Genomic DNA, 23693 nt, shown 5'->3' with positions numbered 1-23693 from the left:
CCCATGCCCAATCGCCTGCTGGCCGCGCCCGGAATCCGCATCAGCCTCGCCGAGTTGATCGAGATGCGTCATCGCGTGCGCGAAGTGCAGCTGTTCTCCCGGCCCGGCCAGCGCAGCCCTCTGGTAGGACTGCACCACTCGAAACTGCGCGGGCGCGGGGTCGATTTCGATCAGGTGCGGGTCTACCAGGCCGGCGACGATGTGCGCAACATCGACTGGCGGGTGACCGCGCGCACCCAGGAGCCGCACACCAAGCTGTTCCATGAGGAACGCGAACGGCCGATCTTCATCCTCGTCGAACAGAGCCAGCGCCTGTTCTTCGGCTCCGGGCTGATGTTCAAGTCGGTGCTCGCCGCCCAGGCCGCCGCCTTGATCGGCTGGGCCGCCCTGGGCCATAACGACCGCATAGGCGGCCTGGTGTTCGGCGACAACGAGCACTACGAGATCAAGCCACGGCGCAGCAAGCAGAGCCTGCTGCAACTGCTCAACCGCCTGGCACGGGTCAACCAGTCGCTGCATACCGAAGCCGTACCCCAGGCCGACAGCCTTGGCATCGCCCTGCGCCGCGCCCGCGAAGTGCTGCGCCCGGGCAGCCTGGCGATCATCATCTGCGACGAGCGGGCGCTGACGCCTGCGGTCGAACAACAGCTGAGCCTGCTTTCGCGCCATTGCGACCTGCTGCTGTTGCCGCTGTCCGACCCGCTCGACCACGCCCTGCCCGCCGCCGGCCTGCTGCGCTTTGCCCAGCGCGGTGCGCAACTGGAGCTCGACACCCTCGACCCGACCCTGCGCAAGAGCTACCGCCAGCAAAGCGAAGCGCGTATCGAGCGCTGGGAACTGCTGGCGCAAAAGCTGCGGGTGGTGCTGATGCCACTGAGCACCCAGAGCGAGATGATCGAGCAACTGCGCGAGTACCTCAACGCGCAACGTCCGGGGAAAACCTCGTGAACCCGCTCGATCAGTTGCAGCCGTTGATCACCCCGGCGCCGATCGGCTGGTGGCCGCTGGCCCCGGGCTGGTGGGCGCTGCTGTTGCTGCTGCCGCTGCTGGGCTGGGGCCTGTGGCGCCTGCGCCATTGGCGCCCGGGCAAGAAGCCCATCGTGCGTGCCGAACTGCCCCTGGACCCGGTGCGCATCGAGGCCCTGGCCGAGCTCGCGCGCCTGCCCAAACCCTACGACGGCGCCCCGGCCGGCGCCTGGCTGCAGCAGATCAACGCCCTGCTCAAGCGCCTGTGTCGCAACCATTACCCGGGCAGCCACAGCCATACCCTCAACGGCCGCCAATGGCTGGCGTTTCTGGATAACCGCTGCCCGGCCGCCGGCCTGACGCGCTGGATGGTGCTGGTCGAAGGCGCCTACAAGCCCGAATGCAAACTCGACGACAAAGCCATCAACGGGCTTAACCAGTCGGTCGAAACCTGGATCCGCAAACATGTTTGAACTGGCCTGGCCGTGGATCTTCGTACTGTTGCCGCTGCCCTGGCTGGCGCGCCTGCTGCTGCCTGCCGCCGACAGCGGTGAGCCGGTGCTCAAGGTCAGCTTTCTCGATGAGCTCGAAGGCCTGGCCGGCCGCCGTGCGCGCCTGAACCTGCCGACCTGGCGCCAGCAGGCACCGTTCGTGCTGGTCTGGCTGTTATTGCTGTTCGCCGCCGCCCGCCCGCAATGGCTGGGCGAGCCGTTGCCGGTGGCCGCCAGTGGCCGCGACCTGCTGGTGGCGGTGGATGTATCCGGCTCCATGGACTTTCCCGACATGCAGTGGCAAGGCGACGACGTCAGCCGCCTGACCCTGGTCAAGGCCCTGCTCGGCGACTTTCTCGAACAGCGCCAGGGCGACCGTGTCGGCCTGATCCTGTTCGGCAGCCAGGCCTACCTGCAAGCGCCACTGACCTTCGACCGGCGTACCGTGCGCACCTTCCTCGACGAAGCGCAAATCGGCATTGCCGGCAAGAACACCGCCATCGGCGACGCCATCGGCCTGGGCCTCAAGCGCCTGCGCCAGCGCCCGGCGCAGAGCCGGGTGCTGGTGCTGGTCACCGACGGCGCCAACAATGGCGGGCAGATCCATCCGCTGACTGCGGCGCGTCTGGCCGCCCAGGAAAACGTGCGTATCTACACCATCGGCATCGGTGCTGATCCGGAGCAAACCGGTACCGCCGGGCTATTGGGCATCAACCCGAGCCTGGACCTGGACGAAGCCTCGCTCAAGGAAATCGCCGAGCTGACCGGCGGCAGCTACTTCCGCGCCCACGACGGCGAAGAACTCCATGCCATCGGCGAAGCCCTCGACCGCCTGGAGCCGGTGGCCCAGCAGCCGACCCAGGCGCGCACCGCCCAGCCGCTGTACGGCTGGCCGCTGGCCCTGGCCCTGTTGCTGAGCGTGCTGCTGGTGATCGAGCAGCAATGGCCTGACAACCTGCTACAGCGCCTGCTGCGCCGCCCGCGCTTTTTGCAGCCGCACCCGGAATGGCGCCAGCGCTTGCAGCGGCTGCGCCTGAGGAGGCGGCGATGAGCGAACTGTGGCCGCAATGGCTGCGCCCGCTGTGGCTGATCATCCTGCCGCTGCTGGCCTGGCTGCTCTGGAAGCTCTGGCACCGACAGAAACGCGCCGGGCGCTGGCAGATGATCCTGCCGCCGGCCTTTCATGCCGTGCTGCTGGGTGGCGGCAGCGGCCGCGACAGCAAACTGCCGTGGATCGCCCTTGGCCTGGCCTGGTTGATCACCGTACTGGCCCTGATCGGGCCAAGCTGGCAGCGCCTGGAAGACACCCGCCAGCGCCCGGCCGACCCGCTGGTGATCCTGCTTGAGCTGACCCCGCAGATGCTCGCCGACGATGCCGCGCCAACCCGCCTGGAGCAAGCCCGGCGCAAGATCCTCGACCTGCTCGAGCACCGCCGCGACAGCCAGACCGCAATCATCGTCTATGCCGGCAGCGCCCACACTCTGGTGCCGCTGTCCGACGACCTGGCCACCAGCCGCAACCTGCTCGAAGCCCTGGAACCCTCGATCATGCCGCAAGCCGGCCAGCGCGCCGATCTGGCCGTGCGCAAGGGCCTGGCCCTGCTCGCCCAGGCCGGATTGGGCCAGGGTCGGCTGCTGTTGATCGGCTCCGCGCTCGAGGCCCAGGAGCGTCAGGGCATCGTCCAGGCGCTCGGCCGCCAAGGCCCGAGCCTGCTGATGCTCGGCGTCGGTAGCGCCGAGGGTGCGCCGGTCAGACAGGCCAATGGCGAGTACCTCAAGGACGATCAGGGCGGGATCCTCCTGCCGCGGCTCGACAGCGCCAGCCTCAAGGCCTTTATCAACAGCACCGGTGGCCGCTACCGCAGTGCCCGCATCGACGACCTCGACCTGCGTGGCCTGCGCCTGTTCGACAACCCGCACGGCCTGCGTGACGATGGCCAGACCGTGCAGCTCGACAGCTGGGCCGACCAGGGCTACTGGCTGTTGCTGCCACTGTTGCTACTGGCCGCTTGCGCCGGCCGCCGCGGCTGGTTGTTCTGCTTGCCGTTGCTGCTGGCCGTGCCGCAGCCCAGCTACGCGCTCGAGTTCAACGACCTGTGGCTGCGCCCCGACCAGCAAGGCCAGCGCCTGCTTGAACAGCAGCGTCCGGCCGAGGCTGCGCGGCACTTCGAAGACCCGCAGTGGAAAGGCCTGGCGCTGTATGAGGCCGGCGATTTCAACGGCGCCGCCCGCCAGTTCGCCCAGGGCAACCGCGCCGCCGACCATTACAATCGCGGCAATGCCCTGGCCCGTAGCGGTGAACTGGAAGCGGCGCTGGATGCCTACGAGCAGGCCCTGGAGCGCCAACCGGAACTGCAACCGGCGCTGGCCAACAAGGTACTGGTCGAACAGTTGCTGCAACAACGCCAGGGCGAACAAGCGCCCGAGCAGCCGCCTGAAGATGACCAGCAGAGCAATCCCGACAGCAGCAGCGACACTGCCAGCAGCTCGCAGAACGCCCAGGACCAGGCCGCGGCAAAACCAGCGGACGCGGCCGACGAAGCTGGCAAACCTGAGGACAACGCCAACGAGCAGGCACAGAACCAGGCCAGCGGCGCTGACGACGATGACACCACCCGGCCGCCCCAGCGCCCGGCCGACAGCAGCCTCGACGCCGAACAGCGCCAGGCCCTGGAACAATGGCTGCGACAGATCCCGGACAACCCGGCCGAGCTGTTACGGCGTAAATTCTGGTATGAACAGCAACAACATCAGGAAACCCATCGATGAGTCGCGTCTGCGTCCTGGTCTTCAGCCTCTTTCTCGCCTTGCAGGTACAGGCTGCGGCGCTGCTCGCCAGTGTCGACCGCACACGCCTGAATGCCGGCGAAACCCTTGAGCTGACCCTCGAGACCCAAGACGTGACTCAGTTCGGCAAACCCGACCTGACGCCACTGGAGGCCAATTTCGAGGTCCGTGGCACACGCCAGGTCAACAGCCTCAACAGCCTTGACGAGAACAGCGCCAACACCCGCTGGATCATCACCCTGCTGCCGCGCCAGAGCGGCAGCGTGGAGATTCCCGCCCTGCAGCTGGGCGAAGTGCGCAGCCAGCCGATCAGCCTGCAGATCCAGGCCAACGAGGTCAGCAGCGAAAACCATGGCCCGGTGTTCATCGACGCCAGCCTCGACCAGCCGGAGGTCTACGTGCAGGCCCAGGCGGTGCTGACCTTGAGCATCTATCACTCGGTGCCACTGTACGACGACAGCAGCCTCAGCCCGCTGCAGCTGGACAACGCCAAGGTCGAGCCGCTGGGCGAATCGCGCACCTTCGAGAAAGTCATCGACGGCGTGCGCCACGGCGTGATCGAGATGCGCTACGCGATCTACCCCCAGCAAAGCGGCGACCTGAAAATCCCCGCCCTGACCTTCAGCGCCACCGCCGCGCAGAGCGACGCCGAGCAGGAGCCCAACAGCCCGCGCGCCGGCAAGCAGGTGCAGGTCGGCTCCACGCCGCTGGTGCTGACGGTCGACCCGATCCCGGCCGACTACCCGGCCAACGCGCCCTGGCTGCCGGCCAACAGCCTGACCCTGGAAGAACACTGGAGCCCGGACCCGGCGCAGCAGCAGACACAAATCGGCGACTCGCTGACCCGCACCGTGATCCTTCAGGCCGAGGGCTTGTCCAGCGCCCAACTGCCGCCGCTGCCCGGCACCGAAGTGACCGGCCTGCGCCGCTACCCGGACCAGCCGCAACTGCGCAACCAGGTCAACGACCGCGGCCTGCTCGGCGTGCGTGAAGAGCGCGAAGCGCTGGTGCCGACCCACAGCGGCAGGCTGGAACTGCCGAGCCAGGAAGTGGTCTGGTGGAACACCCGCGAAGATCACCTGGAACGCAGCAACCTGCCGGCCCGTAGCCTGCAGATCGAGGACAACCCGGCGCTGAGCGCCGACAAGCCGGCCAGCGTCGACCCGGTTACGGTGCAAACCTACCTGCTCTGGCCCTGGCAGCTGAGTACCCTGGTACTGGCCCTGACCACCCTGCTGGGTTTTGCCCTGTGGTGGCGGGCGCGCTCGCAACCGGCGGTGCTGCGAGCGGCGCAAACCGGGCCGAGCCCGCGCACCTTGCTTGATGACCTCAAGCGCGCGTGCCAGGCCAACGACCCCCAAGCCACGCGCCAGGCCCTGGATGCCTGGGCCCGCCAGCAACCGGAAACCCTGGCCGAAATGGCCGCGCGTTTCGTGCCGTTGTCCGATGCCCTCGATGGCCTCAACGGCGCGCTGTACAGCGAAAGCGGGCAATATTGGCAAGGTGAAGAATTATGGCGGGCCATTGGCACCATCCCGGCCGCCGAGCAGGTTCAGCCTGCGCAAAGCGAGAACGGCAGCTTGCCGCCGCTGTACCCCAAATAACCTCCAGGCGTGGCACCCCGAGCGCCACGCCGGCACATTGCGGAACCCTTCATGCGTCTGTTTCACACCTCCGACTGGCACCTGGGTCAAACCCTGCACGGCCAGGAACGCGATTTCGAACACGCCTGTTTTCTCGATTGGCTGCTCGGCCAGCTCAAGCTGCGCCAGCCCGATGCCCTGCTGATTGCCGGCGACATCTTCGACACCGTCAATCCGCCGGTCAAAGCCCAGGAGCGGCTCTACGACTTCATCGTCCAGGCCCACGAACAGCAGCCCAAGCTGAACATCGTGATGATCGCCGGCAACCACGACTCCGGCTCGCGCATCGAACTGCCGGCGCCGCTGATGCGCCGCCTGCGCACCTACGCCCTGGGCCGCGTGCAATGGCTGGATGAAGGTGAACTGGACAGCGAACGCCTGTTGATTCCGCTGACCAACGCCAAGGGCAAGGTCGCCGCCTGGTGCCTGGCGCTGCCGTTCCTGCGCCCGGCGGAAGTCACCGGCGCACACCTGGGCGATGACTACCTGCGGGGCATCGCCCAGGTCCACGAAAAACTCATCGCCGCCGCCCTGCAACGGCGCAAGGCCGGTCAGGCGCTGATTGCCGTGAGCCACGCGCACATGGCCGGTGGCTCGGTCTCGGAAGACTCCGAACGCAGCCTGATCATCGGCAACGCCGAAGCCCTGCCGGCACGCCTGTTCGCTCCGCAGATCAGCTACGTCGCCCTCGGCCACCTGCACAAGCCGCAGAAGGTCAACCGGGAGGAGCGCATCCGCTACAGCGGTTCGCCAATCCCGCTGTCGTTCTCGGAAATCGGCTATCAACACCAGATCCTCGAAATCGAACTCGACGGCGCCAACCTGGCCAGCGTCGAATCGCGCCTGGTGCCGCGCGCCGTGCACCTGCAACGGCTGGGCCCGGCACCGCTGGCCGAAGTACTTGAGCAACTGGCCGAGCTGCCGGTAGTCGACCTGCTGGACGATCCGCAGCGCCAACCCTGGCTGGAGATCCGCGTACGCCTGGACGAGCCCCTGCCCGACCTGCGCGCCCAGCTCGAAGGCGCCCTGCACGGCAAGGCCGTGCGCCTGGTGCGCATCGCTGCCGAATATGCCGGCAACGGCCGCAGCGAAGATGACGGCAGCGCCGACTTGCTGGAACTGGGCCAACTGACCCCGCACGAGCTGTTCAGCCGCGCCTGGGAGCAGGCCTATGGCAATGTTGTCGATGAACAGACCCTGGCCGACTTTGCCTTGTTGCTGCAGGACGTCCAGCAGGAGGAAGAACAGCCATGAAGATTCTCGCCATCCGCCTGAAGAACCTGGCCTCCCTGGAAGGCCCGATCGAAATCGACTTCACCGCCGAGCCGCTGGCCAGCGCCGGCCTGTTCGCCATCACCGGGCCCACCGGCGCCGGCAAGAGCACCCTGCTCGACGCCCTGTGCCTGGCGCTGTTCGGCGCCGTGCCGCGGCTGAACAACATCGGCCGCGAGACCAAGCTGCCGGAGGTCGACAGCGACATCCTCACCAGCGACCCGCGCACCTTGCTGCGTCGGGGTTCGGGCAGCGGCTTTGCCGAGGTGGATTTCGTCGGCATTGACGGCCGGCGCTACCGCGCCCGCTGGGAAACCAACCGCGCCCGCGACAAGGCCAACGGCAAGCTGCAAGGCAGCCGTCAGAGCCTGCATGACCTGGACAGCGACCAGCTGCTGAGCAACCAGAGCAAGGCCGAATACAAGCAACTGATCGAGTCGCGCCTGGGCCTGAACTTCGAACAGTTCACCCGTGCGGTGATGCTGGCCCAGAGCGAGTTCAGCGCCTTCCTCAAGGCCGATGACAAAGAGCGCAGCGAGCTGCTGGAAAAGCTTACCAACACGGCGATCTACAGCCAGCTGGGCCGCCGCGCCTACAGCAAGAGCAAGGAAGCCGAAGAGGCGCACAAGGCCCTGCAGGACCAGGCCAGCGGCGTGATGCCCATGGCCGCCGAGGCCCGCGCCGAACTAGACCAGCGCTACAGCGGGGCCCTCGATCGGTTCAAGGCCGAACAGGCGCAACTGCGCCAGCTTGAACAGCAGCGCAGCTGGCTCACCGAGCTGTTGCAACTGCAGGAACAGGTGCAGACCAGCACGGCGCAACTGCACAGTGCCCAGCAGCACAACGACAGCCTGCACAGCGAGCGGCTGAAACTCGCGCGTCTGGAACAGCTGGCGCCGCAGCGTCACCAGTTTGCCCGCCAGCAGGCGCTCAATGCCCAGCTCAGCCCGCTGGCCGAGAGCATAGCCGCGCAGCGCCAGCAGCATGACCTGTTGCATGGCCACCAGCAGCAACTGCAGGACGACCTGGGCAAGGCCCACGCAGCCCTCGCCCAGGCCCTGGCACAACAAACCGAAAGCGCGCCGTTGGTGCGCCAGGCCTTTGCCGAGCAGAACACCCTGGCCCGCCTGCAACAGGAACTGGCCCATAGCTCGACGCTCAAGCAACAGGCCGATCAGGCCAGTGCCGAAGGCCAGCACCAGCTGCTGAGCCTCAATGAACAGCAACGCCTGAACGAAGAGCGCCTGCAGCAGATCAGCGAACAGCTCGCACAAAGCGCGCCGCTGGCCGGGCTGAGTGAAGCCTGGAGTGCCTATCGCGACCGCCTGCAACAACTGATGCAGCTGGGCAACCGCCTCAACCAGGGCCGTGCCGAGCTGCCCGGCCTGCAGCAACGCGCCAGTCAGGCCAGTGCCCAGCTTGAGGAGCAGCGCGCCGCCCTGGCCCTGCTCTACCGCGAAGCCGAGGCAGAACCCCAAGCCCTGGCCGAACAGATCGGCCTGCTCGGCGAGCTGCTGCAGAAAAACCGCCAGCAACAGCGCCAGATCGAAGAACTGAGCCGGCTGTGGAGCAACCAGCAGGACCTCGAACTGCGCCTGCAAGCCTTGCGCGAACGCCAGCAAGCGGCCCTGAAGCAGCGCGAGCAGTTGATCGGCGAAGGCCTCAATGGCAAGAACCAGCTGACCGCCGCCGAGCAGGCGCTGAATGTGACCCGCCAGTTGCTCGAACGCCAGCGCCTGGCCCGCAGCCAGAGCGTCGAAGAGCTGCGCGCGCAGCTGCAGGATGACCAGCCCTGCCCCGTGTGCGGTAGCCAGGAGCACCCTTATCATCAGCCCGAAGCCCTGCTGCAAAGCCTCGGCCGCCACGACCAGAACGAAGAGGCCAACGCGCAGCAAATGGTCGACGAGCTGAAGAAACAGCTCGATGAACTGCGCACTCAACTGGGTGGCGTCAACGGCCAGATCAAGGAATACCTGCACCAGCAGGAACAACTGGGCAACCAGCAACACGCGTTGCTGCCCAGCCTCGAAGCGCACCCGCTGTACCCGTCGCTGGCCGACCAGGACGCCAGCCAGCGCAGCACCTGGCTGGACTTGCAGGCGCGCAACCTGAACCACGACATCAGTCGTGACGAACAGCGCCAGAACGCCCTGCTGACCCTGCAAAAAGACGCCAGCCGCCTGCAACAGCAATTGCAGGCAGCCCAAGACGCCAGCCAGCAGGCCAACCAGCACCTGAGCCAGCAGCAAACGGCGCTGGCCAGTGACGAAGAACGCCTGGAGCAGGACCTGGCCAGTTTCGCCACCCTGTTGCCAACCGAAGTTCTCGATGACCTGCGCCAGGAGCCAGCTGCCGCCTTCATGCGCCTGGACCAGCAACTGGCCCTGCGCCTGGACCTGCTGCAACGGCAAAAGGACGAACAGCAGGAGCACGGCGAGCGCCAGCAAAAGCTGGACAAGGCCCAGTTGCAGCAGCAGGCACGGGTTCAGAAGCAGGAAGAATTGCAACAGCAGTTCAGCGACCTGGAACGCCAACATCAACTCAGCCGCGACAGCCTCGCCAGCTTGCTCGGCGAGCAGGCCGGCGCCGAACACTGGCAGCAGCATCTGGAACAGGCCGTGGAGCACGCGCGCCAGGCCGAAGCCCAGGCAGGCCAGCAGTTGCAGGATACCCAGGCGCGGTTGATCGAACTGACTGCCGAGCTCAAGGCCAAGGGTGAACGCCTGAGCGCGCTGGAGCAGGAACACCATGAGGTTCGCGGCCAGATCGAACAGTGGCGCCAGGGCCATCCGGAGCTGGACGACAGCGGCCTGGAGCAGTTACTGGCCTTCGGCGACAACGCCGTGGCGCAACTGCGCCAAGGGCTGCAGGACGCAGAAAAAGCCATCGAACAGGCCCGTACCCTGCTGCAGGAGCGCCAGCAGCGCCTGGATCAACACCAGGCCCAGGGCAATGCCGAACTCACCAGCGAAGCGTTGGAACAGGACTTCGCCAGCCTGCAGCTGCAACTGGCGGCCAGCGAACAGAGCTGCGCCGAACTGCGTGCCGCCCAGGCCGAAGACCAGCGCCGGCAACTGGCGCACCAGGCCCTGGCCGATCAGATCGCCGGTGCCTACAGCGAGTGGCAGCGCTGGGCACGGCTCAACGCCCTGATCGGCTCGGCCACCGGCGACACCTTCCGCAAGATTGCCCAGGGCTACAACCTCGACCTGCTGGTGCACCACGCCAACGCCCAGTTGCGCCAGCTGGCCCGGCGCTACCGGCTCAAGCGTGGTGGCAGCCTGCTCGGCCTGTTGGTGCTGGATACGGAAATGGGTGATGAGCTGCGCTCGGTGCATTCACTGTCGGGCGGTGAAACCTTCCTGGTTTCGCTGGCCCTGGCCTTGGGCCTGGCGTCGATGGCTTCGAGCACCCTACGCATCGAATCGCTGTTTATCGACGAAGGTTTCGGCAGCCTCGACCCCGAATCGCTGCAACTGGCCATGGACGCCCTCGATGGCTTGCAGGCCCAGGGCCGCAAGGTCGCGGTGATTTCCCACGTGCAGGAGATGCATGAGCGCATTCCGGTGCAGATCCAGGTTCGCCGCCAGGGCAATGGCCTGAGTACGGTGGAGGTCAGCGGATGATCCTCTACTCGTTCCGTCGCTGCCCCTGGGCCATGCGTGCGCGCCTGGCCCTGCGTTATGCCCAGTGCCCGGTGGAGGTCCGCGAAGTCAGCCTCAAGGCCAAGCCGGCCGAGCTGCTGGCACTTTCGCCCAAGGGCACAGTGCCGGTGTTGAGTACAGGTGAGCGGGTGCTGGAGGAAAGCCTGGATATCATGCGCTGGGCCCTGGCCCGGCATGATCCGCAGGACTGGCAACTCGCGGCCGACCCGCAGGCGGCCCAGGCCGCCGATACGCTGATCGAACGCAATGATCGCGAGTTCAAGGCGCAGGTCAATCTGTACAAATATGCTGAACGCTACCCGCAGCACTCACGTGAAGAGTACCGGGCACCGGCTGAAACCTGGCTCGCCGAGCTGGATGAACGACTGGCGCAGCAGGCGTACCTGTTCGCTGATCATCCAAGCCTGGCGGACGCGGCATTGCTGCCATTGATGCGCCAGTTCGCCGGGGTGGAGCCTGAGTGGTTCGCCCAGGCGCCCTACCCGCACTTGCGGGCATGGTTGCAGGGCTGGCTGGAGTCGGCATTGTTCAAGGCGATCATGGCGCGTTGAACCCATCGCTGGCAAGCCAGCTCCCACAGGGGCCTGGGCATGCAGGGCCATGGTGGGAGCTGGCTTGCCAGCGATGAGGCCAGAAGCTACAGCGCCAGAATCGGCGAAGAATAGAGGAACAGCAACACCGCCAGAATTCGCCATTTCATGTGTTATCCCCTGACGTCAATAAATTAGCGTCAAATTCAATCACATGGCGATGTGCTATTACCAGAAAAATCTACCGGCTCAGTGCTGCGACTTGTGGTCCAGCGCGGCATAGAAGTTGGCGCTTTGTTGCAGGTACTTCTGGGTGTAGCTCTGGGTCGACGATTTGCGCTCGCTGAGCTCGACATGGGCGTTGGCCGGCAGGACCACCGAAGCAGAAATGGCGGAAGCGGCGATGACCGGGAAAAGGTTGAAGTTCATGGCGCTGACCTCGAAGTCTGTGGTTTGAAGTGGCCGCCTGGGGCCGTGGTTCAAACTTACGCCGCTGGCGCGGCGCACAGAAATTCATTGCAGCAGTAGCAAACATCAAGGCAATTGATAGTCAGTTGACGAACTTCAGGTCCGACGGTGCATCCTGGGCCAGCTTCTGCACGGTTTCGCCCAGCAGGCCACTGCGCGGATCACGGCGGATCACCACGATCTCGTTGCTCTTCTGGTTGGCCACCAGGAGGAACTTGCCGGTGGGGTCGAGGGCGAACTCCCGTGGGTGATCGCCTTCGACACTGCGCCGCTGCACCTGCATCAGCTTGCCGGTCTTGTCATCGACGGCAAACACCAGCAGTTCGTTGGCCGTGCCGCGATTGCTGACATACAGAAAGCGCCCGTCAGCCGACAGGTGCAAGGCCCCCGCCGCCCTGGCCGAGGCATCGGTCAGCTCGGTCAATGGCAGGCGCTGAAGCTCTGCCAGCTTGCCGTCCTGATAGTCGAACGCCACCACTTGCGCGCTCATTTCCAGGGTCAGGTAGGCATGCTTGCCGTCACGGTCAAACAGCAAATGGCGCGGCCCGCTACCCGGCGGCAGGCTTACCGGCTCGACCGCGCTCAGTGGCTGCTTGGGACTGGCGCCGTCGTATCGGTAGACAAATACCTTGTCGGCACCCAGGTCGCTGGCGAACACGTATTCGCCGTCGTCGGATGACACCACCGAGTGCACGTGCGGTCCGGTCTGGCGCTCCGGGTTGACGCCGCTGGGCTTGTGCCGGTCTTGTTGCACCGAAGCCTGCAGGTGGCCGTTACGGTCGACTGGCAACACACTGAGGCTGCCGCCGGGGGCAGGCAATACGCCGTAATTGGCAACGAACAGGTAGCGCTGGTCATGGCTGAGGCTGGAGTGGGTCGGCTCATCGCCCAGGCTTGGCACCTGGTTCAGGGCCTTGAGGCTGCCGTCCTTGCCAATGGCAAAACTGCTGACCTGGCCGTTGCCGGCGCCATTCTCGTTGACCGCGAATAGCAGGCGCTTGTCGACCGAGAGGGTCAGCCAGGACGGGTTTTCGCTCATGAGGATCTGCAGCGGCGTAGGGTCGATCTGGCCGCTGTCGCTGTTGAAGCGGTAGCGGTAGATGCCTTCGCTGCTGCCTGCGGTATAGCTGCCGACCAGCAGGTCGTGGGCCTGGGCAGTGAGAGTCAGGCTCATGCTACTGGCGATCAGCAGGTTCTTCAGCAGGCGCGTCATCGTCTTCCTCATCGCGGGCACTAAAGGCACTCATACAGACTAGCCGATGCTCGCCAGTGCCGGCGTTGATCAGCCAGTCGGCACCTTCAGCGCGGGCGGCGCCGATCTGCTCCGGGGTGAACGACCATTGTTTAGGAACGCGGCCGTCCATCAGCGCGATATGCAGGCCGGTTTCGTCGAAGGTGAAGTCAAAAGCGTGCAGGCCGTCGATCAGGAGCATGTCGCAGGATTCGAGGGCTTGGGAGAGGGTTGTCATTGCAGGAAGATCACTGGCGGGAAAACCCCATGATACCCGATCATCAAAAGCATCGCCGGCAAGGCCGGCTCCCACAGGTAATGCGCACCTGTGGGAGCCGGCCTTGCCGGCGATGGGCTACGAAGTAGCCCCGATTACTGCACCGGTCAATGGGCGAAAATCGAACCGCCCTGCTTGCCCGCCATTTTCTCCGGCTTGATCAGGAACCGCGCCAGTGCCGGCAACAGCCACAGCGCGCCGAACATGTTCCATAGCAGCATGAAGGTCAGCATCAGGCCCATGTCGGCCTGGAACTTGATCGCCGAGAAGATCCAGGTGCACACGCCGATGGCCAGGCACAGGCCGGTGAACAGGACCGCCTTGCCGGTGGACTTGAGGGTCTGGTAGTAGGCTTCCTGCAGCGGCAACCCGGCGCGCAGGAAGCTCTCCAGGCGGCTGTAGATGTAGATGCCGTAGTCCACGCCGATACCCACGCCCAGTGCCACCACCGGCAGGGTCGCGACCTTGACGCCGATGCCCATGTAGGCCATCAGCGCGTTGCCCAGCACCGAGGTCAGCACCAGCGGCAGGACGATGCACAGGGTCGCAGCGAAGGAACGGAAGGTGATCATGCACATCACCGCCACGCAGATGTACACCAGGATCAGAATGGTCAGCTCGGCCGACTTGATCACTTCGTTGGTGGCCGCCTCGATACCCGCGTTACCGGCCGCCAGGAGGAACTCCAGGCCTTCCTTGTTGTGGGTGTCGGCAAATTCCTGCACAGCCTTGACCGCACGGTCGAGGGTCTCGGCCTTGTGATCGTTGAGGAAGACCAGCACCGGCGCCAACGAGCAGTCGGCGTTGTACAGGCCGTCAGCACGGGAGATCGAACTGTTGAGCACGTCCGGGTTGCGCGACAGGCTTTCCCATTTCAGGTTGCCCTCGTTCATGCCCTTGATCATCTGCTTGGACACGGTCACCAGCGAGATCGCCGACTGCACCCCCGGGGTGTTCTCCATCTTCCACATCAGCTCGTCGACCGGTGCCATGGTCGAGTGCACCGAGCAGCCTTCGGTCGGGGTCTTGACCATCACCACCAGCACGTCGGAACTGGTCGAGTAGTTGTTGATGATGAAGGCGTTGTCCTGGTTGTAGCGCGAGTCCGGACGCAGCTCCGGCGCACCCTGGTCGAGGTCGCCGATCTTCAGGTTCTGGCTGTACCAGAGGCCGCCACCGAAGGCCAGCAAGGCCAGGACGATGGACACCGGCGCGACCTTGGCGCTGGCAAAGTTGGACAGCAGGCGCCAGAACGGATGTTCGCGGGTCGCATCCTTCTTGCTGCGCTCGATGGCCTTCTTGCTGATGCCGACATAGGAGATCGCCACCGGCAGCAGGATCAGGTTGGTGAAGACGATCACCGCCACACCGATCGACGCACCGATGGCCAGCTCGCGGATCACCCCGATGTCGATGATCAGCAGGGTGATGAAGCCCACGGCGTCAGCCAGAATGGCGATCATCCCCGGCAGGAACAATTGCCGGAAGGTGCGCCGCGCAGCGGTCAGGGCGTTGTCGGCATCACTGGACTGCAAGGCGATGCCGTTGATCTTCTGCACCCCGTGGGAGATGCCGATGGCGAAGATCAAAAACGGCACCAGCATCGAGTACGGGTCAAGGCCGAAGCCCACCGCATGCATCAGCCCCAGCTGCCAGACCACCGCCACCAGGGTGGTGATCAGCACGGCGATGGTGCTGCGGATGCACCAAGTGAACCAGTACAGCAGCACCCAGGTGATCACCAGGGCGATACCGAAGAACATCGCCACCATCATCAGGCCATCGATCAGGTCACCGACCTTCTTGGCGAAGCCGACGATGTGCACCTTCACATTGGGGTTCTGGGCCTGGAACTTGTCGCGGATCTTCTCCTCGAGCTGATGGGAGAACTGCTGGTAGTCGAGCTTGATCAGCTTGCCCTGGTCCTGCGGGTCCGGGTAGGACTCCAGCAGCGGAATGTCGATGATGCTCGATTTGAAGTTGTTGGCCACCAGGCGCCCGACCTGTCCGGACTTGAGCACGTTGTTGCGCAACTGGTCGAGGCTGTCGGCCGAGCCGTTGTAGGTCTGCGGGATGACTTCGCCACCGGCGAAGCCCTCTTCGGTCACTTCGGTCCAGCGCACGCTGGGGCTCCACAGCGATTTCAGGCCGGAACGGTCGACGCCGGGAATGTAGAACACCTCGTCATGCACCTGACGCAGGGTTTCCATGTACTCCTTGCTGAAGATATCGCCGTCGGTGGCCTCTACCGAGATGCGCACGGTGTTGCCGAGGTTGGCCAGGTCATTGCGGTGTTCGAGCATCTTCTCGATGAAGGGATGCTCAAGCGGGATCATTTTCTCGAAGCTGGTGGACGGACGAATCTGCGTGGCCTGCCAGAACAGGAACACGCTGACCAGCAGGCAGATGAGGATCACCACCGGGCGGTTGTTGAAGATCAGGCGTTCGAGCAAGGTCGCCTTGTCCTGATGGTGTTGCTGCTGATTCATGTTGAACTGCTCCTGACGGGTCATGGCTGCACTCCTTCGGCGCCCTGGGCCGAAGCCAGGTGCACGCCACCCTGGCCTACCAGCACCAGGCGCCCTTCACTCAGCCCGCTGACGCCGGCCAGGGCGATGCGATCGGCCCGGTTGAACACGTTGAAGCTCTGGCCGTCGTCGCTGCTGCGCAGCACGCTGCCGCCATTGCCCACCAATACCAGGCTGCCATCATCGAGAAGCGTAGCGCTTGCCAGGCCAAATTCGAGGTTGCCGCGCGCGGCTTTCAATTCGATCTGTTGCCAGCTATCGCCAAAATCCGTGGAGCGGTAGAGGTTGCCGCGCAATCCGTAGGCCAGCAAGGTACGCGACTGGGCGGTGCCAGTGACGCCGAACAGCGAGCCTTCATAGGGGCCTTCGAGCTTTTCCCAGGTCTGGCCGTCGTCGCTGGAGCGGAACATGCTGCCCTGCTCGCCGACGATAAACAGGCCAGCGTCTTTGACCGCAGCGATGCCGTTGAGGTGGAGCTGGTCTTCGTTGTTCAGCCGGTCGCCGACATCGTTCCAGTGCTTGCCGCCGTCGGTGGTTTCCAGCAATGCGCCATAAGCGCCCACGGCGATACCGTGCTGAGTGTCCTTGAACCAGACATCGAGCAACGGCGCTTCACGCGCCAGGTCTTCGAACTGTTTGCTCCAGGTGGCGCCACCGTCAGTGCTGGCAAGGATCTGCGCATCGTGGCCGACGGCCCAGCCGTGCTTGTCGTCGACGAAATAGACGGCAGTAAGCAGTTGCCGGGTTGGCACCTTGGCTTGGGTCCAGGTCTTGCCCTGGTCATCGGAAAACAGGATATGGCCACGATCACCGACGGCGACCAGGCGCGCGCCTGCCTTGGTGACGTCCAGCAGCAGGCTTTTTACCGCCTTGGACGATTCGGTGGAGTAGACATCGGTTTGCGCGGCTGCGGCTTCGGCCGTGTTGGCCCATAGCCCGATCGCCAATACCAGCAAGCCGCTGGCGGCCAATGCCCAAGGGCGATTGCCGGCTTTACGCGCAGCACCGCCGAGACCCGCCATGACAGGCTCAGTCATAGATCTATCCCCCGTTTATTGTTATTTGGGTCAATCTATATGCAGGTACTGCAAAAACCTTGTTCCAGAGCCCCGCAATAGCTGAGAGCCATCCTATCGGGGTTTGCAAAGGACTGACAACGAACGGGACGTTATCTTTTGTTAAGCGCAGGATTTGCGGGGAAGCAATCGCTGGCAAGCCAGCTCCCACAGGGTCGGTACATGCAGTTCCCTGTGGGAGCGGGCTTGACCCGCGATGAGGCCATCAGGCCAGACTTTTGCTCACGACTTCATACACATCGCTGGACAACGAACCCGACGCCAGAATGCGCTCCAGCTCACCTTTCATCAGCGCCTGACGCGCGCTGTCGTATTTGCGCCAGCGGGTCAGCGGCGCCAATTGGCGCGAAGCGATCTGCGGGTTGAGCGCGTTGAGCTCGATCACCAGGTCCGCCAGGAAGCGATAACCCGAACCATCGGCCGCATGGAAGTTGACCAGGTTCTGCCCGGCAAAGGCACCGATCAGGGCGCGGACCTTGTTCGGGTTCTTCATGGTGAAGGCCGGGTGCTGCATCAGCGCCTTGACCCGTGCCAGGCCGCCCGGCAGGGTGCTGGCCGCCTGCACGCTGAACCATTGATCCATGACCAGCGGATTGTCCTTGAAGTGCTCGGCAAAGCCTTCCAGGGCCTTGGCCCGTTCGGCCTCGAACGGCGAGTTGACCAGCACGGCCAGGGCGGTAAGGCGCTCGGTCATGTTGTCACAGGCGTCGAACTGCTCCAGGGTCGCCGCCAGCACGTCAGGCTTGGCGCTGAGCATCAGGTACGACAGCACGATGTTCTGCAGGCTGCGGCGGGCGAAGTGCTCGGCCTCGGCAACATACTCGGTGCCACGCGAAACCGCGCGGTTGGCCTGATAACGTGCACTCAGGGCGTCGAACAGCTGCTCGGCGATCTGCTTGCGGGCAAACTCGCGAGCGGCGTGGATGGCATCGACGTCGGCCACTTCGCTGATTTCGGTGAGGTAGGCCTCACTTGGCAACGAGAGCATTTCGGCGACCATGGCCTGGTCCAGTTGCTCGTTGGCCAGCACCGTGCCCAACGCGGTCACCAGGCGCTGATCAAGAACCAGCCTGGCGCCCTGTTGGTGCTGGGCAATCAACTCCTGCAAGACCTGCACCGACAGCTGCTGCCCCGCTTCCCAGCGGTTGAAACCATCACTGTCGTGCTGCATGAGGAACATCAGCTGGTCACGGTCATAGGGGAAGCTCAGCTTGACCGGTGCGCTGAAACCACGCAGTAGCGATGGCAGCGGCTTGGCGGCGATGCCCTCGAAGGTGAAGGTCTGCTCGGCTTCGGTTACCGACAACACCCGCGAGGTGCCGTCTGCTGCCGCTTCACCTTGCAGGCGCAGGGCGATGTCATTGCCCTGGGCATCGAGCAGGCCCAGTTCCACCGGGATCACGAACGGCTTCTTCTCGACCTTGTCCGGGGTTGCCGGGCAGCTCTGACGGAAGGTCAGGCTGTAGGTCTGTGCAGCGCTGTCGTAAGCCTCGCTGACCGCCAGGCGCGGCGTGCCGGCCTGGCTGTACCAGCGCTTGAACTGGGTCAGGTCGACGCCGTTGGCGTCTTCCATGGCCTTGATGAAGTCGTCGCAGGTTACGGCCTGGCCATCATGGCGCTCGAAGTACAGGTCGCTGCCTTTGCGAAAACCCTCGGCACCAAGCAGGGTGCGAACCATGCGCACCACTTCCGAGCCCTTCTCGTACACGGTCAGGGTGTAGAAGTTGGAAATCTCGATGAAGCTGTCGGGGCGCACGGCGTGGGCCATGGGGCCGGCATCTTCGGCGAACTGGTGGGTGCGCAGGTAGGCGACGTCCTCGATGCGCTTGACCGTGCGCGAGTTCATGTCGGCACTGAACTCGGAGTCACGGAACACCGTGAAACCTTCCTTGAGCGACAGCTGGAACCAGTCGCGGCAGGTCACGCGGTTGCCCGACCAGTTGTGGAAGTACTCGTGGGCGACCACCGCCTCGACCCGCTGGTGGGCGGCGTCGGTCGCGGTTTCGGCGCGGGCCAGCACGCAGCTGGAGTTGAAGATGTTCAGGCCCTTGTTTTCCATGGCGCCCATGTTGAAGTCGTTGACCGCGACGATCATGAAGATGTCCAGGTCGTACTCGCGGCCATAGACTTCTTCGTCCCAGCGCATGGACTTCTTCAGGCTGGTCATGGCGTGCTGGCACTTGTCGATGTTTTCCGGCTCGACATAGATGCGCAGGGTCACGTCACGGCCCGACTGGCGGGTGAACTTGTCTTCGACGCACCACAGGTCGCCGGCGACCAGGGCGAACAGGTAGGCCGGTTTCATGAACGGGTCTTCCCAGGTCGCCCAGTGCCGGCCGTCTTCCTGCGGGCCCGTACCGACCGGGTTGCCGTTGGACAGCAGCACCGGGTAGCGATGCTGCTCGGCGATCACCGTGGTGGTGAACTTGCTCATCACGTCCGGGCGGTCGAGGTAGTAGGTGATCTTGCGAAAACCCTCGGCCTCGCACTGGGTACAGAACATGCTGCCGGACTTGTACAGGCCTTCGAGGGCAGTGTTGCGCTCGGGGTGGATCTTCACGCTGGTGTCGAGGGTGAAGGTCGCCGCCGTCGGCTGCACGGTCAGGTGGCTGTCGTCGAGCTGGTAGGCGCCTGCGTTCAGCACCTGGTCGTCCAGGGCGACGCTGAGCAGCTCCAGCTGCTGGCCGTCGAGCACCAGCGGCGGCAGGCCGGCGCCGCGGGCCGGGTTGCGGCGCATGACCAGCTGCGCGTGGACCAGGCTGTGGTCCTCGAACAGTTCGAAGGTCAGGTGCGTCTCGTCAATCAGGTACTCGGGGGCCTGATAGTCCTTGAGGTAGATCACTTGCGGCTGTTCGGTACGCATGTGGCAGTCCTTTTTTTACTGATGCACGGCGAGCTGGTACGCCGTGTATTTGCGAATATTGATCACGCCGGTGTCGAAGATCAGGTACTGGCCCTTGATGCCCAGCAGCGTGCCTTCAGCCACGGGATTCTTGTCCAGGTTGAAGCTGACGATCTTGCTCGGGTAGGCCTCGACCGGGTAGCGGATTTCCAGGACCTCGGCGTCAGTCAGCGGCTGGATCGCCTGCAGGCCGAATCGCGCCTGCAAGGCACTGAAGCCCTCGGCGCAGCTGTCGAACAGTTGCTGGCGCACGGCCAGCAGGTCGACCGCCTCGGCATCGCCCTTGAGCAAGGCGCGCCAGTTGGTACGGTCGGCCACCTGACTGCGGAACAGGTCTTCGACCAGCCCCGATTGCTGGCGGGTGGCAACCCGCACGATCGGCAGCGCCTGGCTGGCACCCTGGTCGAGCCAGCGCGTTGGCAACTGGGTCGCGCGGGTAATGCCGACCTTGATGCCCGAGGAGTTGGCCAGGTACACCACATGATCGGTCATGCAGAACTGCTCGCCCCACGAGGGTTCGCGGCAGGTGCCCTGATCGTAGTGGCATTTTTCCGGGGCCATGATGCACACGTCGCACTGCGCAAGCTTGGTCATGCACGGGTAGCAGTAACCCTGGCTGAAACTGGTCTTGGTCTTGCGCCCGCAGTGGCTGCAATGGATGGCACCGAGGTATTCCAGGCGCACGGTCTTGCCGATCAAGGGGTTGACCGGCACTTCCTGCTCGCCCAGGCGAAAAGCGTACTGCACCACCGGCGCATCGAGACGCGCCGACATTTTACTGATGGAGCCGCGGCCGAGTTCGATCAATGGATCGCATCCGACTTGAACAGAAGGTTCGGCACCGGTGCCGACTTCGAGCTGCATTCCTGCGGGCCCATGTAGCCGGTACGCTCTTCTTCGGGCAGATTCTGCAGTTCCCAGGCGATCACCGCCTGCAGCGACAGCTCTTTCTGCTCGGTGGTGAGCTTGCGCCCGTCTGCCCATTTACCCAGTTCCACAGCCAGTTTCAGGCTTTCGTAGATTTCCGGGGTGATGTTTTCGATCATTTGCGCAAAAGTGGACATAACGTCTCCCAAAATCAAGCGGTCAGTTTACGCCGGGCCAGCGCCCCGCCCAAGAGCCCGCTCAGGCAACCGACCAACAGCCCGCCGACATGGGCGGCGTTGGCGATCTGGCCGAAGCCGAGCAGGCTGATCAAACCGGACAGGCACAGCAGCAGCCAGACCAGCATCATCACCAGCACGCCGCGGGGCATGCGATACACCGGGTTGGGCGCCAGCCACTGGTACAGCCAGATGTGTCCGAGCAAGCCGTAGAGCACCCCCGACAGGCCGCCGAACAGGCTCGGGCCGCCAAACAGGTACTGGGCGGCGTTGGACACCAGGCTGAACAGCAAGGTCATGCCGAGCAGGTTCCACGGGCCCTGGCGCAGCTCGATGCGCCGGCCCAGTTCCCAGTACCAGAGGCCGTTCATGGCCAGGTGGAGGATGCCGAAATGCACCAGCATCGGCGTGAACAGGCGCCACCACTGGCCATCGGCAAGGCTGGCGGCCAGCGGGGTGAAGTACAGGTAGTCGCCCTGCACGCGAAAATCGAGGAAGGTCAGCCAGCTCAAGGTGGCGAAGTTGTCGCCAAGGCCGGTGAGGCCGGCGACGATCAGGCACAGCAGCAGGATCGCCGCCGTTGCCTTGCTGGCGCGCAACTGCTCGCCGATGCTCGGCCGCGCCGGTGCGGCCAAGGCGGTGTCGGCCGGCAGTTCGAACTCGGCATTGCCCTCGGGGAAGCGCTGGTACAGCTGGCGCACGTCTTCGGCGAGGTTCTCGGCCACCCACAACACCTGGTCGCCGCCCTCCTCGCTGACCCGGTGCGGCACCTGCAGGCGCCGCAACAGGCCGACAAAGCCGCTGAGATCGGTACTCAACGGCATGCGTAAAACCACTACTGCACTCATTGGCTGGCCTCCGGCCGGTCGACATCGACCCAGACGAACTTGCGCGGGTCGATGCGGGTTTCAGCATCCAGGCGGTAAGCGACCAGTTTGCCGTACAGCACCGCACTGTAGTCCAGGCAGGCCAGGTTGGCGCGGATCGGCGCCGGTTTGCCGCTGCGCCAGTAATGGCCGACGAACAGCATCGGTTCGTCCTCGCTGTAGCGCAGCAAGGCGTTCTTCTGGCTGTGGCTGAGCGGCGCGTTGGCCACCTGCTCGGGCAAGGCATCGGGCTGGAAGACGATATCGCCGTAGGTCTGCGGGTCTTCCTCCCAGAACTTGGTGCGGAAAAACGCGCGGGTCAGGCCGTCGCCACCGGTCAGGGTCAGGCCGTCCGGCAGGCGCATGTCGGTACCGCGCAACAGGCGGTTGCAGACCGTGGCGGCAAAGCTTTCCGGCACGGCCGAGGCCTGGATGAAATGCTCGTCGATACGCCCGTCCGGGTATTGCTGGCGCAGCGGGTCGATCAGGCGCGCGTCCCAGCAGGCGTGCACCAGGCGGAACCGCCCGGCGTCGATGAACAGCGGTAGCTCGTAGAACCACTCGAGAAAATCATGCCAGTCGCCCGGATGCTGTTCGAACTGGGTCAGGGTCTCGTAGATCAGCCGCCCGTGGCGCGGAGTGTGCTCGCGCACGTAGTGCTTGCCGCTCTCGGGCAGGGCCGGAGTGTTCCAGCCCAGGGCGTTGTACTCGTGGTTGCCCATGATGCAGTAGGCCTGGCCAGCATCGACCATGTCATGGACGATGTGCAGCGCTTCGCGAATCCGCGGGCCACGGTCGATGATGTCGCCCAGAAACAGCGCCTGGCGCGACGGATGACGCCAGACGCCGCCCTGGCGCTTGTAGCCAAGGGCGTCGAGCAGGCGTTCGAGGGTGTGTGCACAGCCGTGCACGTCACCGATCAGGTCGAAACTGCGAGCGGGATCGAGCATCACTCGCCTCCACCACCCAGGCGGCTGCCCCAGCCGAGCTTGGTCCGGCAGACCTCATAGTAATTGTGATCCAGCGGGTGGATCAGACGCAGCTTCTGCGGCTTCTTGTTCACCGTGATGGTATCGCCGGGGGCGCAGGTGAAATGGTTCTGGCCGTCACAGGAAATCTGCGGGTAGATCTGCAGGTCCTTGGACACGACGATTTTCAGCTCGCTGTTGCCGTCGACCACGATCGGCCGCCCGGACAGGGTGTGCGGGTACATCGGCACGATGACGATGGCGTCGAGCTTGGGGTGCATGATCGGCCCGCCCGCCGACAGCGCGTAGGCGGTCGAGCCGGTCGGGGTGGCGACGATCAGGCCGTCGGCTTTCTGGCTGCAGACGAACTGGCCATCGATGTAGATCTCGAACTCGATCATCCGCGTCGACTTGCCCGGGTGCAGCACCACATCGTTGAGGGCGTCGCCCTGGCCGATGGCTTCGGCGTGACGACGGACTTCGGCCTGCAGCAGGAAGCGGTTTTCCACCAGGTAGTGGCCGTCGAGCACCTCGGCGACTTTGACTTCAAGCTCATCGGGGCGAATGTCGGTCAGAAAGCCCAGGCTGCCGCGGTTGATGCCCAGCACCGGAATATTATGCCGGGCCAGGGCGCGGGCGGCGCCGAGCAGGCTGCCGTCGCCACCGACGACGATCACCAGGTCGCACACTTCACCCAGCAGCTTGCGGGTCGAGGTCTGCAGGCCATGGCCGGGCAGGACTTCGGCGATGGTGTCCTCGAGGATGACGTGCAGATGCCGCTCCAGCAGGAATTTTTTCAGTCGGCGAATGGTATCGAGCACCTGGGAGCTGCCCAGCCGTCCGATGATACCGATATTGCGAAATTGCTCCATGGGGCTCCAGGGCTCTGCGGCGGGTAAAAAGGCGATGCTCGCCAAAGA

The 23693-nt window shown here is 64.6% G+C and carries 19 protein-coding genes; 8 read left to right on the top strand and 11 right to left on the bottom strand.

Going from position 1 to position 23693, the window contains the following annotated elements; genetic code table 11:
- Positions 1-3 precede the first annotated feature (3 nt).
- Genes CCOS864_RS09130 through CCOS864_RS09095 form a run of 8 tightly spaced genes read left to right on the top strand, consistent with a single transcriptional unit; the run spans position 4 to position 11375 of the window.
- Entirely contained in the window at positions 4-948 is a 945-nt protein-coding gene (locus tag CCOS864_RS09130; protein WP_115086014.1) for a DUF58 domain-containing protein, read from the top strand.
- Entirely contained in the window at positions 945-1439 is a 495-nt protein-coding gene (locus tag CCOS864_RS09125; RefSeq protein ID WP_115086013.1) for a DUF4381 domain-containing protein, read from the top strand. The genes CCOS864_RS09130 and CCOS864_RS09125 overlap by 4 nt, the downstream gene beginning before the upstream one ends.
- A complete protein-coding gene (locus tag CCOS864_RS09120) occupies positions 1432-2508 on the top strand; it encodes a vWA domain-containing protein (protein ID WP_115086012.1) in 1077 nt (358 codons plus the stop codon). The genes CCOS864_RS09125 and CCOS864_RS09120 overlap by 8 nt, the downstream gene beginning before the upstream one ends.
- Complete coding sequence (locus CCOS864_RS09115) at positions 2505-4226, top strand: VWA domain-containing protein (RefSeq protein WP_115086011.1); 1722 nt, start codon at positions 2505-2507, stop codon at positions 4224-4226. Before CCOS864_RS09120 ends, CCOS864_RS09115 begins: the two co-directional genes overlap by 4 nt.
- Positions 4223-5848: a BatD family protein gene (locus tag CCOS864_RS09110; protein ID WP_115086010.1), complete on the top strand. Its 1626-nt coding sequence runs from the start codon at positions 4223-4225 to the stop codon at positions 5846-5848. The genes CCOS864_RS09115 and CCOS864_RS09110 overlap by 4 nt, the downstream gene beginning before the upstream one ends.
- 51 nt (positions 5849-5899) lie before the next feature.
- Positions 5900-7141 (top strand): exonuclease SbcCD subunit D C-terminal domain-containing protein, encoded by a 1242-nt coding sequence (locus CCOS864_RS09105; protein ID WP_115086009.1) that lies wholly within the window; start codon positions 5900-5902, stop codon positions 7139-7141.
- Complete coding sequence (locus tag CCOS864_RS09100; RefSeq protein ID WP_115086008.1) at positions 7138-10785, top strand: AAA family ATPase; 3648 nt, start codon at positions 7138-7140, stop codon at positions 10783-10785. Before CCOS864_RS09105 ends, CCOS864_RS09100 begins: the two co-directional genes overlap by 4 nt.
- A complete protein-coding gene (locus tag CCOS864_RS09095; protein ID WP_115086007.1) occupies positions 10782-11375 on the top strand; it encodes a glutathione S-transferase in 594 nt (197 codons plus the stop codon). The genes CCOS864_RS09100 and CCOS864_RS09095 overlap by 4 nt, the downstream gene beginning before the upstream one ends.
- A gap of 228 nt (positions 11376-11603) precedes the next feature.
- Here CCOS864_RS09095 and CCOS864_RS09090 read toward each other — a convergent pair whose 3' ends face one another.
- The 11 genes from CCOS864_RS09090 to CCOS864_RS09040 all read right to left on the bottom strand — a co-directional run bounded on the left by CCOS864_RS09090 (position 11604) and on the right by CCOS864_RS09040 (position 23645).
- Positions 11604-11783, bottom strand: a complete 180-nt coding sequence (locus CCOS864_RS09090; RefSeq protein WP_010223291.1) for a hypothetical protein — start codon at positions 11781-11783, stop codon at positions 11604-11606.
- A gap of 121 nt (positions 11784-11904) precedes the next feature.
- Complete coding sequence (locus tag CCOS864_RS09085) at positions 11905-13035, bottom strand: lactonase family protein (RefSeq protein WP_240047841.1); 1131 nt, start codon at positions 13033-13035, stop codon at positions 11905-11907.
- Positions 12998-13291 (bottom strand): DUF5629 family protein, encoded by a 294-nt coding sequence (locus tag CCOS864_RS09080; protein WP_115086006.1) that lies wholly within the window; start codon positions 13289-13291, stop codon positions 12998-13000. The genes CCOS864_RS09085 and CCOS864_RS09080 overlap by 38 nt, the downstream gene beginning before the upstream one ends.
- A gap of 146 nt (positions 13292-13437) precedes the next feature.
- Positions 13438-15819, bottom strand: a complete 2382-nt coding sequence (locus CCOS864_RS09075) for an efflux RND transporter permease subunit (RefSeq protein ID WP_115086344.1) — start codon at positions 15817-15819, stop codon at positions 13438-13440.
- Between the two features lie 20 nt (positions 15820-15839).
- The gene (locus CCOS864_RS09070) at positions 15840-16895 is read right to left on the bottom strand and encodes a WD40/YVTN/BNR-like repeat-containing protein (protein WP_115086005.1); all 1056 of its coding nucleotides are present in this window, start codon (positions 16893-16895) and stop codon (positions 15840-15842) included.
- A gap of 244 nt (positions 16896-17139) precedes the next feature.
- Positions 17140-19797, bottom strand: a complete 2658-nt coding sequence (pepN, locus tag CCOS864_RS09065; protein WP_115086004.1) for an aminopeptidase N — start codon at positions 19795-19797, stop codon at positions 17140-17142.
- 15 nt (positions 19798-19812) lie between these two features.
- Positions 19813-20643, bottom strand: a complete 831-nt coding sequence (locus CCOS864_RS09060) for a DUF2797 domain-containing protein (protein ID WP_115086003.1) — start codon at positions 20641-20643, stop codon at positions 19813-19815.
- The gene (locus tag CCOS864_RS09055; RefSeq protein WP_115086002.1) at positions 20640-20900 is read right to left on the bottom strand and encodes a YeaC family protein; all 261 of its coding nucleotides are present in this window, start codon (positions 20898-20900) and stop codon (positions 20640-20642) included. Before CCOS864_RS09055 ends, CCOS864_RS09060 begins: the two co-directional genes overlap by 4 nt.
- 14 nt (positions 20901-20914) lie before the next feature.
- Positions 20915-21787, bottom strand: a complete 873-nt coding sequence (locus CCOS864_RS09050; RefSeq protein WP_115086001.1) for a rhomboid family intramembrane serine protease — start codon at positions 21785-21787, stop codon at positions 20915-20917.
- Complete coding sequence (locus CCOS864_RS09045; protein ID WP_177414843.1) at positions 21784-22758, bottom strand: metallophosphoesterase; 975 nt, start codon at positions 22756-22758, stop codon at positions 21784-21786. The genes CCOS864_RS09050 and CCOS864_RS09045 overlap by 4 nt, the downstream gene beginning before the upstream one ends.
- Positions 22755-23645, bottom strand: a complete 891-nt coding sequence (locus CCOS864_RS09040; protein ID WP_010223281.1) for an NAD(+) kinase — start codon at positions 23643-23645, stop codon at positions 22755-22757. Before CCOS864_RS09040 ends, CCOS864_RS09045 begins: the two co-directional genes overlap by 4 nt.
- Between the last annotated feature and the right edge of the window lie 48 nt (positions 23646-23693).

It is taken from the genome of Pseudomonas wadenswilerensis (assembly GCF_900497695.1).
Lineage (GTDB): Bacteria > Pseudomonadota > Gammaproteobacteria > Pseudomonadales > Pseudomonadaceae > Aquipseudomonas > Aquipseudomonas wadenswilerensis.
The sequence above is the reverse complement of the archived record's forward strand: the minus strand, read 5'-3'. Positions and strand labels throughout refer to the sequence as shown.